Annotated in this window: 14 protein-coding genes; 12 read left to right on the forward strand and 2 right to left on the reverse strand. The window is 35.4% G+C overall.

The window, feature by feature from the left end; genetic code table 11:
* Window positions 1–8 precede the first annotated feature (8 nt).
* Entirely contained in the window at window positions 9–143 is a 135-nt protein-coding gene (locus RAH34_RS03605; RefSeq protein WP_262497574.1) for a hypothetical protein, read from the forward strand.
* A 157-nt stretch (window positions 144–300) separates the two neighbouring features.
* On the opposite strand, the gene RAH34_RS03610 is transcribed toward RAH34_RS03605, so the two are convergent.
* Both RAH34_RS03610 and RAH34_RS03615 read right to left on the reverse strand, forming a co-directional pair.
* Entirely contained in the window at window positions 301–999 is a 699-nt protein-coding gene (locus RAH34_RS03610) for a LytTR family DNA-binding domain-containing protein (RefSeq protein ID WP_306595161.1), read from the reverse strand.
* Window positions 992–1,960 carry a sensor histidine kinase gene (locus RAH34_RS03615; protein ID WP_228411909.1) on the reverse strand — a complete coding sequence of 323 codons (969 nt, stop codon included), beginning with the start codon at window positions 1,958–1,960 and terminating at the stop codon, window positions 992–994. Before RAH34_RS03615 ends, RAH34_RS03610 begins: the two co-directional genes overlap by 8 nt.
* A 296-nt stretch (window positions 1,961–2,256) precedes the next feature.
* On the opposite strand from RAH34_RS03615, the gene RAH34_RS03620 reads away from it, so the two are divergent.
* The 11 genes from RAH34_RS03620 (at window position 2,257) to RAH34_RS03670 (ending at window position 12,507) form a co-directional block, all read left to right on the forward strand.
* A complete protein-coding gene (locus tag RAH34_RS03620; RefSeq protein ID WP_228411910.1) occupies window positions 2,257–2,952 on the forward strand; it encodes a DUF2490 domain-containing protein in 696 nt (231 codons plus the stop codon).
* Between the two features lie 24 nt (window positions 2,953–2,976).
* Window positions 2,977–4,263 (forward strand): CitMHS family transporter, encoded by a 1,287-nt coding sequence (locus RAH34_RS03625; RefSeq protein WP_306595162.1) that lies wholly within the window; start codon window positions 2,977–2,979, stop codon window positions 4,261–4,263.
* Between the two features lie 45 nt (window positions 4,264–4,308).
* Window positions 4,309–5,520 carry a cation:dicarboxylate symporter family transporter gene (locus tag RAH34_RS03630; protein WP_306595163.1) on the forward strand — a complete coding sequence of 404 codons (1,212 nt, stop codon included), beginning with the start codon at window positions 4,309–4,311 and terminating at the stop codon, window positions 5,518–5,520.
* Window positions 5,507–6,298, forward strand: a complete 792-nt coding sequence (locus RAH34_RS03635) for a TerC family protein (RefSeq protein WP_306595164.1) — start codon at window positions 5,507–5,509, stop codon at window positions 6,296–6,298. Before RAH34_RS03630 ends, RAH34_RS03635 begins: the two co-directional genes overlap by 14 nt.
* A 116-nt stretch (window positions 6,299–6,414) precedes the next feature.
* Window positions 6,415–6,693 (forward strand): co-chaperone GroES, encoded by a 279-nt coding sequence (gene groES, locus RAH34_RS03640; protein ID WP_034696138.1) that lies wholly within the window; start codon window positions 6,415–6,417, stop codon window positions 6,691–6,693.
* A gap of 52 nt (window positions 6,694–6,745) precedes the next feature.
* On the forward strand, window positions 6,746–7,102 hold the full coding sequence (locus tag RAH34_RS03645; RefSeq protein WP_114819368.1) for a four helix bundle protein: 357 nt from the start codon (window positions 6,746–6,748) through the stop codon (window positions 7,100–7,102).
* Window positions 7,103–7,171: 69 nt separating this feature from the next.
* A complete protein-coding gene (groL, locus tag RAH34_RS03650) occupies window positions 7,172–8,797 on the forward strand; it encodes a chaperonin GroEL (RefSeq protein ID WP_306595165.1) in 1,626 nt (541 codons plus the stop codon).
* 388 nt (window positions 8,798–9,185) lie between these two features.
* The gene (locus RAH34_RS03655; RefSeq protein ID WP_306595166.1) at window positions 9,186–10,094 is read left to right on the forward strand and encodes a hypothetical protein; all 909 of its coding nucleotides are present in this window, start codon (window positions 9,186–9,188) and stop codon (window positions 10,092–10,094) included.
* Between the two features lie 44 nt (window positions 10,095–10,138).
* On the forward strand, window positions 10,139–10,783 hold the full coding sequence (locus tag RAH34_RS03660) for a hypothetical protein (protein ID WP_306595167.1): 645 nt from the start codon (window positions 10,139–10,141) through the stop codon (window positions 10,781–10,783).
* 262 nt (window positions 10,784–11,045) lie between these two features.
* A complete protein-coding gene (locus RAH34_RS03665) occupies window positions 11,046–11,930 on the forward strand; it encodes a restriction endonuclease (protein WP_306595168.1) in 885 nt (294 codons plus the stop codon).
* A gap of 169 nt (window positions 11,931–12,099) precedes the next feature.
* Window positions 12,100–12,507: a helix-turn-helix transcriptional regulator gene (locus RAH34_RS03670; RefSeq protein WP_306595169.1), complete on the forward strand. Its 408-nt coding sequence runs from the start codon at window positions 12,100–12,102 to the stop codon at window positions 12,505–12,507.
* Window positions 12,508–12,527 lie beyond the last annotated feature (20 nt).

A 12,527-nucleotide genomic window follows, 5' to 3' on the forward strand; every position in this document is an offset into this window, starting at 1 on the left:
TATTAACTATGAAAAACGCTAAATTATTAAGCAGAGATGCTCAGAAATCTATCAATGGCGGAGCAGCAGGACGTGTTTGCTGTGAGTACAATTACAAAGGACAATGTATCCTGTGGATCGGACCTGGACAATATTGCCCATAGTTCAATCCTTAGATAACAACTAAAAAAAGAGGCTGTCTCAAAGGTTAAATAATTTGACTTTTGTCATTCTGACGAAGGAAGAATCTTACTTCTAACCATATAAGATTCTTCACTTCATTTTATTTCGTTCAGAATGACACTTTGGAACAACCTCTTTTTAACTTAAATGTTCTTTTACATTCTTTTTATAGGTTCTTCCCAAAGGAAGCTCATCACCATTTTTCAAAAAAACATGGCTGGAATTATACGAATTGATATGTTCTGATAATACAATATAAGACTTATGAATTCTGATAAATCCGAAATGTTGAAACTTCTCTTCAAAATTGGACATTCTCTCCAGAATCATATACTTTTTCAACGGGGTCATCAACACAATGTACTCCCCGAATCCCTGTATCCAAAGAATATCTTTAAGAAAGACTTTATTCATCACATAATTGGATTTGAACATAATAAAGTCTTCTTGCTGCCGGATGCTGGCTGAGCTTTTAAACTGAACAAAATCCCTTGCTTTATGGACTGCTTTTTTAAATGTATCAAAATCCACAGGTTTGATAAGATAATGAACAACATCCAGTTCAAAGGCTTTCACTGCATATTTTGTTTCAAGTGTAAGAAAAATACACAGCGGCGGATCGGGAAGCTGCTGCAAGAGTTCTACTCCGTTGATCCCAGGCATATTGATATCGAAAACAACAAGATCTACTTTATTGACTTTCAGAAATGCCAGTGCTTCTTCCGGTTTCTGAAATGAAGCCAGCAATTCAACCTCTTCAAGCTGATCGCAATATTGTTTTACAAGCTGCAATGCAGGATATTCATCATCCACATTAACGATAGTCAGATTAGCCATTGATAGTAATTGTTAAAGCAATTTTATATTGATCATTTTCTTTCGGTCCGGAATAAAATTCATACTGATCAGGATAAAATTTTTCCAATATATGAATAATTGCTTCATTACCCAATCCGTGATAATCAGATTCAGCGACAAGAGTTCTATCTTTCCCGACAGAATTTATAATTTCAAAATACAGTTCAGAGCGCTCAATATGACAGAATAATTTTATAAAAGCGTGAGCATCTTCTCCAATCGCTGAATGTTTTAAAGCATTTTCAAATAAAGTAAGAAGTATAGCAGACGGAATTTCAGCAATGTCAAATTCTTCCTGATCTTCAATATCCATCACAATATCAAGCTGGTTATTATATTTAAGCTGATACAATGCAGCAAGCGCTTTCAGGGAAGAAAACTCCTGAGAAACCGTTACTTTTTCTTTTCCACTGTCATAAATAATATATTTCAGAAGTTTGCTCAACTGCAAAATAGAATCTGATGTTTTCTCCGAATGGGTAAAACTATTGGCATATATATTATTAAGCGTATTCAACAAAAAATGAGGATTCAGTTTAGACTTGAGCAAATCAAGATAAAGCTGATCTTTCTCTTCTCCAAGACTAATCACATCCTGTTCTATTAAAAATTTGTCTTTGGTAATTCCCAAAAAAGAACCCACAAGAATGATGATTCCTTGTGAGATATACACATTATACAGAAACCCGACATGATAACCTTCTCCACTGAAATCCATTTGAAAAACGGCAGGTTCCCACAAAATTCTGAAAAGACTGGACCCTAAAAAAAGGATTAAAGCATAGAGGATAAACTCCGGATACTTATTCGATAAATAAAATCTGGGAACAAGGTAATAGTACACCAGATAATAAATCCCCACATTGAAAATTGTATTCAAAATAATACTTATCACCAACTGATTTGAATCCAGGAAGTAGTTTTCGGTGAAATAAGTCATCAAAATGAAGATAAAAAGGAAAAAAATATGCTGAAACCTCAACAAAAATTTCCAGCGGTACTTCATAAGGCTATCCAGAATCTTACCACTAAATAAAATTCTGATAATCAATAATATAATAATAAAATTAATGATTAAAAACATAGTCCATACCTTATTTTGAAACGCATCAAATATAAATATCTTTTTGTCTCAAAATGCAGTTCGTTGAGAAAAACTGTCATTGATTGAAAAAATCCGGGCCCGCTCTTCTGAATAAATATATTTGAGAAACCGCAATATTAATCAAATATTACATGAAACTTAATATAAAATCAACGCTTATTTTATCATTTTGCCTGCTTAATGGCCTTTTATATAGTCAGAGCAAAGACAATTACAATATGTGGTTTCAGTACCTGATGTCAGCAAAACTGACTGATAAGAGTACTTTAACGGCTCTTACTCAATACCGTTCTTTTGACCTGGCTTATGACACCCGACTTTTCCTTGTGAATGCTTACGTAGATTATGAAGTGGCAGAAAATATAAGACCTGCCGCTGGAGCCATGTTTCTGATCCTCGAATCTTATAATGCCGACGATTCTAAAAAGATAAGATATGAAAAAAGACCTTTCCAACAGGTAACTGCCGAGTATTTCATCGGAAGAACCTCCATCTCCAACCGTCTAAGGGTGGAAGAACGTTTCCTCAGCAATCCTGATGAATTTGAGGTAAGAATCCGGTATCTGATTTCTGTGAGAATTCCTTTCAACAAAAAAGGCGAAAAAGAAAAACTCTATGGTATTCTTAAAAATGAAATAAGAATGAATGTGGATAAAACAGAGCCTTTCGACAGCAATCGTATTACCGCAGGTCTTGGAATAAAAGTAGGAAAAAACTCTGCACTGGAGCTGGCCTTTATCAATCAAATGGAAACCGGAAAAACAAGCAATTACGGCTTTATAGGCTTCAGAAACAGTTTTGACTGGAGAAAAAAGAAACAACAATAATCTCATTAATATTTATAGATAACTATGCTTACATTTCTTGGTTTTTTAATGATTTTCATCTTCATGATTCTCATCATGAACAAAAAGATGACTCCACTTACCGCTCTGGTCATCGTCCCCGTAATCATAGCCCTTTTTGCCGGTTTTGGTCCTCAACTGGGAGACATGATGAAAAACGGTGTTAAGGAAATAGCGCTAACCGGCGTTATGCTGATCTTTGCCATCCTTTATTTCAGTTTAATGATAGACACGGGACTTTTTGAACCGTTAGTGAATATAATTTTAAAAGCCGTTGGCGACAATCCCATTAAAACAACAATAGGGACTGCTGTTCTTACGGCATTGGTTTCATTGGATGGCGATGGCTCATCTACCTATTTAATTGTAGTAGCCGCTATGCTTCCATTGTATAAAAAGCAGGGAATGAATCCACTTATTCTTACCTGTATTATTATGCTTGCCGGACAGATTATGAATATCCTTCCCTGGGGAGGGCCTACTGCAAGGGTAATGAGTTCCCTGAAACTAGGGCACACCGAAATTTTCGTCCCTATGATTCCAATTATGGCAATAGGGATTCTGTGGGTTATATTTGTTGCCTATATTTTGGGCAGAAGGGAAAAAATACGAATTGCAAAACATGGTAAGTTTACACGCTACAACAGCAATGATATTATTGGAGAAGCAGATCCTGCACTCCGCCGCCCGAAACTGATCCTGATCAATCTTGCCCTTACGATCACCCTTTTGGTAGTCATGATTCTTGATATTGTTCCTTTAGGAATTGCCTTTATGATTGCTTTCTGTATCGCTTCAATCATCAATTATCCAAAATTAAAAGATCAGCAGAAAATCATTTCCAAACATGCCGGAAATGCCCTATCAGTGGCGGGAATGATCTTTGGAGCAGGAATTTTCACGGGAATTCTTAATGGTTCAGGGATTATGCAGGCGATGGGAAACAGTATGATAGAAATAGTTCCTAAAAGCTGGGGTGGTTATATGAATATCGTGACCGCTTTATTCAGTATCCCGTTTACTTTTTTCCTGTCTAATGATGCCTACTACTTTGGGATATTGCCTATTATCGTTGCTACCGGTCATCAATTGGGAATTTCACCGGAAATATTGGGAAGAGCAAGTCTTATCGGGCAGGGTTCTCACCTTCTGAGTCCATTGGTTCCGTCTACTTATCTGTTGGTATCGCTGGCCGGTGTAGAGTTTTCAGATCATTTAAAGTATACATTAAAGTGGGCCTTGGGATCATCAGTCATCATGTTGTTGAGTGCTTTGATTCTTGGTATTATATAAGATTATATCTTTGAATATTGTAATCTTACCATCTATAAAAAGCGAATGATGAAAACTGCCAAGCAAAAAACATTTACCGATTCTTATCTGAGGAACCTTACGCTTTATGTATTCACAGCGATTATCTGTGGAGCATTAACAGGTTACTATTTTCCGGAAGTAGGTAAACCCCTGGAAAAGGTAAGCAGTTACTTTTTTATGCTTCTTGAGGTTTTGATTGTTCCTGTTATTTTCATTGCAGTAACCTACGGGGTAAGCTATATTTTCAGCACTAAAAATGCTTTCAAAATTGTGAGCCAGATGGTTCTGTATTTTTTACTCATTACTTCCATCAGTATTTTATTGGGAATCGGGTCTGGTCTTCTTTTAAAACCGGGTGCCAATACAGGAATTATTATTTCTTCCCATAAAGAACTTCCGGAAAGATTTTTAACAACAACCAGCAACCCGTTACACATCAGCAACTATGTCCTTTTTCTTGTAATCTCTATTTCTGCGGGAGTCGTGATTGGTCTTTCAAAGAAGAGGAATAACATCTTTAAAGCTTTAGATGCGGGAAGAAATCTGTTTTTCAAACTTATCAAATATGTTTATTTATTTCTTCCGATCGTTATTTTCTCTAATATCGCTTACGGAATTTCAGTATATGGAATTAATACTTTACTGCCGTTAAGTAAAATTGTTGCCACCGTATATCTTACCAGTGTATTTTTTATTTTCGGGATATTGGGTGTTATAACGGCTTACTTTAAAATTAATCTTTGGGACTTTCTGATCAGCATCAAAGAAGAAATCATTCTTGTAGTGGCCACTTCTTCTTCAAAAACGGCCTTCCCAATGATCTTTGACAAAATGGAATCCCAAGGCTATGACCGAAAAATTCTTCGTCTTATTATTCCTCTCGGATACAATTTTAATCTGGCAGGAGCTTGTATTTATCTTTCTATTTCATGTATTTTCCTGGTTCAGCTTTACAATATTTCCCTTACGCCAATGGATTATTTCTGGCTTTTTATCACGATTTCCATTGCTTCCAAAACAGCTTCCGGAGTTCCCGGATCAGGCTTCCTTGCCCTGATGTTTACCCTAAGCAGGTTTGGAAAAATTCCTACCACGGATCTTGCTCTTTTATACAGCATAGACCGCTTTATGAATGAAGCGAGATCGGTTACCAATTTCATCGGCATTTCAGTTTCTGCTGCCATTATTTCAAAACTTAATCAAAATTCTATTCCCTTAAAAAATGATATTTCCTGATTTTACACACCTTTTCAATGACATCGTAGAAAACCCGGCAAAATCCATTGCTATTATCGGCAATCTTATTCTGATCGAAAGCCTTCTTTCTGTAGACAATGCAGCAGTACTGGCTACCATCGTCATGGATCTGCCCGAAAACCAAAGAAAAAAAGCCCTGAAATACGGAATCCTTGGAGCTTATGTATTTCGGGGACTCGCTCTTATTTTCGCTTCCATACTGATTTCCGTATGGTGGCTGAAACCCCTGGGAGGATTCTATCTGATTTATATTTCCTTTGACTGGTTCATCAAAAAAATTAAAAACACAAATGATGAAGAAAATACTGAGGAAAACCCGGACAAGGAATCCAGCTGGCTGTATAAAAATTCCATCGGATTGCTGGGTCAATTCTGGGCAACGGTTGCTATTGTGGAAGTGATGGATCTTGCTTTTTCTATCGATAATGTTTTTGCAGCAGTGGCTTTTTCAGACAATTTACTTCTGATTACGCTGGGTGTATTTATAGGAATTTTAGCGATGAGGTTTATTGCACAATGGTTTGTTCGTCTCATGCAGGTATTTCCTTTTCTGGAAACTGCGGCTTTTATTGTCATTGCTATTTTAGGAGTTAAACTAAGTTTGTCATTATTTGAGCACTTCTACCCTGCTACGGTATTCGCTCAGTTTTTAGCCAGCCATACGATGGAAATATTAGTTTCCGCCATTACGGTTCTTTTGTTTGTTGTTCCCGTAGCTACAAGTTATCTTTTCGGATTCCCGGCCCGCAAAAAATAATTTTTCTGCCAAATTTTCACATTCGGAAATAAAAGTCTGCCATTTCAGCCACCAGTGTCTCATGGCATACATTTAGAGAATTACAACACAGAAATAATTAAAAAATTAAATATATTATGTCAGTAAACTTTAAACCATTGGCAGACAGAGTTCTGGTAGAGCCAATCGCAGCAGAAACTAAAACAGCTTCAGGAATCATTATCCCGGACACTGCAAAGGAAAAGCCGCAAGAAGGTACTGTAGTAGCAGTAGGTCCTGGTAAAAAAGATGAGCCTACAACAGTTCAGGTAGGTGACAAAGTTCTTTATGGAAAATATTCAGGTGCTGAATTGAAGTTGGAAGGTAAAGATTATTTAATCGTAAGAGAAGCTGATTTATTGGGAATTATTGGGTAAGCTTCTGGCTATTGGCTTCTGGCAAATGGCTTTTCTGAGTTGAAATTAATTCATGAGAGATTTTAAAAAGTTTGAAGTGTGGCAATTAAGTCATCAGTTGACATTGAAAATTTATACTTCAACCAGAAGTTTTCCAAAAGAAGAAATTTTTGGACTCACCTCTCAAATCAGAAGATCATTTGCATCTATTGGATATAATATCTCAGAAGGAAGCGGCAGAAATTCGGATAAAGAATTTGCCAATTTCATTAATATTGCTCTGGGATCATCCAATGAAGCCGAAAACCAATTAATTCTTGCTAAAGATTTAGGATACATTCATGAAAATGATTTCAAAAATCTTTTGGAAGAATTGACAACACTAAAAAAGAAGCTTGTCACTTTGTGGAACAGGCTCAATGGAAATTAAAAATTAAAGTTAAACACGCGAATTGCAAAAGCTAAAAGCAAAAAGCAAGTCGCCAAAAGCTAAACAAACATGGCAAAAGAAATAAAATTCGATATTGAATCAAGAGACGCTCTAAAGAGAGGTGTAGATGCATTGGCTAATGCAGTAAAAGTAACTTTAGGTCCTAAAGGGAGAAACGTAGTGATCGAAAAATCTTTCGGTGCTCCACACGTAACTAAGGATGGGGTGTCTGTTGCAAAAGAAATCGAACTTGAAGACAGAGTAGAAAATATGGGAGCACAAATGGTAAAAGAAGTGGCTTCCAAAACTAATGATATCGCAGGAGACGGTACTACTACCGCTACTGTATTGGCACAGGCTATCGTAAGAGAAGGTCTTAAGAACGTAGCTGCAGGTGCTAACCCAATGGATCTTAAAAGAGGAATCGACAAAGCGGTAACTGCCGTTGTTGAAAACCTTAAAACACAGTCTCAGGCTGTAGGAGATTCTACAGATAAAGTAAAGCAAGTAGCTTCTGTATCTGCTAACAATGATGAAACTATCGGTGCTTTAATCGCTGAAGCTTTCGGAAAAGTTGGAAAAGAAGGTGTAATTACTGTAGAAGAAGCTAAAGGTATCGATACAACGGTAGATGTTGTAGAAGGTATGCAGTTCGACAGAGGGTACCAGTCACCATACTTCGTGACTAACCCTGAGAAAATGTTAGCTGAACTTGAAAACCCATATATCCTTTTAGTAGAGAAGAAAATTTCTTCAATGAAAGAATTATTACCGGTTCTTGAGCCAATTGCACAAGGTGGTAAGTCTCTATTAATCATCTCTGAAGAAGTTGAAGGTGAAGCTTTAGCTACTTTGGTAGTCAACAAACTAAGAGGTTCTCTTAAAATTGCTGCTGTAAAAGCTCCAGGATTCGGAGACAGAAGAAAAGCAATGTTAGAAGATATCGCTATCCTTACAGGTGGACAAGTGATCTCTGAAGAGCAAGGTTTCACTATGGAAAACATCTCTTTAGATATGCTTGGAACTGCTGAGAAAGTAACGATCGACAAAGACAACACTACAGTTGTAAACGGTGGTGGTGACGAAGCGAAAATCAAGGGAAGAGTTGCTCAGATCAAAGCTCAGATGGAAACTACAACTTCTGACTACGACAGAGAAAAACTTCAGGAAAGATTAGCTAAGTTAGCTGGTGGTGTTGCTGTACTTTACGTAGGTGCTGCTTCTGAAGTAGAAATGAAAGAGAAAAAAGACAGAGTAGATGATGCCCTACACGCTACAAGAGCAGCTGTTGAAGAAGGTATCGTTGCAGGTGGTGGTGTTGCTTTAGTAAGAGCAATTAAATCTCTAGACAACCTTTCTGGTGCTAACGCTGACGAAAACACTGGTATCAAAATCGTGAAAAGAGCGATCGAAGAGCCATTAAGACAAATCGTTGCCAACGCAGGTGGTGAAGGTTCTGTAATCGTTGCTAAAGTAGCAGAAGGATCAGGAGACTTCGGATACAACGCGAAAACTGACGAGTATGTTCAAATGCTTGAAGCAGGAATCATTGACCCAACTAAAGTAACAAGAGTTGCCCTTGAAAACGCAGCTTCTGTATCTGGAATGCTTTTAACAACTGAATGTGTTATCACTGAAGTGAAGAGCGCTGAACCAGCTATGCCAATGGGTGGTGGAATGCCAGGAATGATGTAACAGCGTGTCGCTGAGACAATTTAATATACTAACCGTTCTGATTTTCAGAGCGGTTTTTTGTTTGTAAGATTTAATTTTTTGGGCTAAGGTAGCTGGATTGATATCCTTGTCAAGGTTTAAAACCTTGACAAGGATCTGCTGAAATATATTTGAAAATGCAGCTTCTTTATCTGGAATGCTTCTTACAACAGAATGTGTAATCACTGAAGTAAAGAGCGCTGAACCAGCTATGCCAATGGGTTGTGGAATGCCAGGAATGATGTAACAGCGTGTCGCTGAGACAAATTTAAAATACTAACCGTTCTACTTTTGTAGAGCGGTTTTTTGTTTTATGGTTTTCCGTAAGGAAATACCATCATAATCTTATAAATTAGTAAAAATATTAATTATGACGTTATGTTTAGCTTGGAAGCAAGAACAAGAAATTTATTTTGCATCTGATTCACGACTTACCAACCCTGATAAATCAAAAATAACCGATGATGCTACAAAAATTTTTAAAATAGGGGTTGAAATTTATGATGCAATATCATCCGAAACACCAAATGCACAAGAAGAACTTTTACATCGAACAAATTTTGGGCTCTGCTTTACTGGGAGCTACTTAAATGGTAGCCTACTTGCAGATACAATTGAGGAAGTATTATCAAATTTACAAGGATCACCTCAAATTTCGGATTTTTCCATTGACAATTTATCAGATATAGCATTTGCCATCTACAAGCAGGTGTCAAGACAACTTACAACAATTAACCGGGAAAAAGGGGTATCAGAAGTCTTATTAGGGGGATATTGTCCAATCAATAAAAACTTTAAACTATATAAATTTTCTCCAGATATTCAAGAAGGATTACTTGATTTTACAAAAGAAACTGTGGATATAGATAAATCTCCTTATTTCATAGGTGACATCACAGCTAAAAGCAGAGCAGAAGAATTGGTTTTAAAGATAGATGAAAAATATTCACAGTTTCATTTATTACGTGAAATAATTACAGATAATAATATTCCAACAGTTGGGGGAAATATACAAATCGGAGCTTTTAGATCTAATAATTTTAAGACTCATGGAATTATAGAATATTCCAGTTTCAAAAACGAACATGGTTTATTGGAAGTAAAAGATAATTTCAAATTTAGAGGTTTATCACTTGACTTTAACGATAATGAATTAAGAAAAGGGAACATAAACATAAAGAAAGCATTTCTCAATCCATTTAAAAATGAAAGAGACTTGCTTTTTAAACAGGTTCTTGAAAGTATCAATAAAAACACCAATAATTTTAAAACAGTATAGAACTATTAAGTAGTATAAAATGTTACGAACTTGAATTAATTATTATGAAAAAACTTGATAAAACATTAACTGAAAGATTGAAACAATTATTCCTACAAGCAAAAGATGAATTTTCTGAAGAATATATTGTAGTTGCCATTCCAAACTTTTTTGCTAAAAAGTTTATAGCCTACTGTGCAATGAAAGAAGATTTAGAACTCTGTATAGAATACATAAAACTTCTAAGAACTGAAACCAGCAAAGTGATAAAATCAGGTTTAACATATTCCTTAATCTCATTATACGGAAAATGTTTTACAGACGCATCTAAAAATAGTTATCCTAAGTTAGAGCCAAATTCAATTTTCAAGGACAATCCTGAGGTTGGACAAAATCACAATACTTTAATGGAATTGCGCCATCAGTTTATTGCACACCGAGGAGAAACCAATAGTGAAATAGCAATTTCTTTTCTACTAATTCCAAAAGCTGATGATTTAGAACAAACTCAAGTAAGATTTAGTCAATTAAAACAAATGGGATTTTCTCAGGAAGACTTGGATAAATTTGAAAGTTTAATACAATATATCTTAGACGAACTTCAAAAGAAAATTGAAAAAACAGGACAGAAAATACATGATGGCTTTCTTGAAAATTTTAGTCATGATTTAGCATCTTCTTTAATACTCAATAATATAAAAAATGAATAATAAGGTTTTAATTAACAATAGAATTTAGATTAAATGTATAATTGGAATCAATTTACTCTCACTAATAAATCTTCACAAAACCTAACCTATTGACTTTGTACCATAGCCTTTAGCTAGTTTCTGTATTGTTGAAATTCGAAAATCATCTGCTGTGCACAGTCACCCGACTTTGCGCAATTAAAATAAATCTCTTAAGCTACACAACATATTGGTGGTTTATTTTTAATAATCCGTAAATTTATACTTACAGATATTTATAATTATGTCAATCTTTGAATATGATCATTTTGATAGCCCATTAAAAGTTGGTGATAATAATCCTCATAGGCAAAAATGTGTTTTTTGTCAAAATGAATTAGAAGTATTTTTAATAGATGACTATTGGGACGTAAATTTAAAAGAAATTTATAGTTTTCATCAATTAGGAAAGAGCTGGTGTTATGAAGAAGGAATGGATGAAGAAATGTGGGAGCTTGATCTTTCTAAGTATTCGTGTGAAGCATACTTTCATCACTGTAATAAATGTGGCTGGTGGAGAATAATAAAAGATGTGACTGTCAGTGCTAAAGTATGGCAGCTATGGCAATTTTTCTATGGCACAGCTGGTCTATTGAAAAAATTAGATTTGCACAATATTGATGTTCCGATCAATGAAATTTCAAAATATCTTCTAGCTAAATATGAAGCAAGATTTAGTTTACATCCAAAATTATTTGAAGAAGTAACGGGGCAGGTTTTTAAAAACCTCGGATACGATACCATTGTAACAGGTTATTCAAATGATGGTGGAATTGATGTCATTCTAGAAAAGGAAGGAAAGCAAATTGGTGTCCAAGTTAAGAGATACAAGAATAAAATAAAAGTTGATCAAATAAGAGAGTTAACAGGTGCTCTTTTTCTTTCTGGTATACCAAAAGGTATTTTTGTTACTACATCAGATTTTCAAAGTGGAGCAAGTAAAACAGTTAAAAAATCACATGATAGAGGTATGCCTATTGAACTTATAAACTCTAAAAGATTTTATGATATTTTAAAGTTAACTACTGAATCTAAAATTGACAAAGAAAATATTCGAAATAAACTTGAAGCAGTTTTAAATAATCAATTATATAGTTACAATTGGGAAAATCCTATGAATAGTATTTAAAGACCATACTACCCGCTCCGCAAAGTCTGGAGACCTTGCACCATCATAAAAAACAAAATCCGAAGTCTCCCACTTCGGATTCTTTATATCCACCACCTAAAATACCCCCACTCCCCCATTTCCTATCCCCCAACTTTTACTTATATTTGTTTCTATAACGTACACAAATATGCAAAACAAAAAAATACATCAGGGGAGAAATATCAAGCGTTTTCGTGAGATGTTGGGCATCAAGCAGGAGGCTTTGGCTTTTGATCTTGGTGAAGACTGGAACCAGAAGAAGATTTCGCTTTTGGAGCAGAAAGAAACCATTGAAGATCCTTTATTGAAAAGAATTTCTGAGGTATTGAAAATCCCTGTGGAAGCGTTTCAAAATTTTGATGAAGAACAGGCTATCAATATTATTTCTAATACTTTCGATAATTGTCAGCAACCAGCTTCTATTTTCTATAATTCTACACTTAATCCTATAGATCAATTAATCAAAGTACACGAAGAAAAAATTGCGCTGTACGAAAGAATGCTGAAAGAAAAAGATGAAATGATGGCCAGGCTGGAGCAATTGATTCAGAAATAAAAACACAAAACTAATAACCA

The sequence above is a fragment of the Chryseobacterium sp. WLY505 genome (assembly GCF_030846215.1).
GTDB lineage: Bacteria > Bacteroidota > Bacteroidia > Flavobacteriales > Weeksellaceae > Chryseobacterium.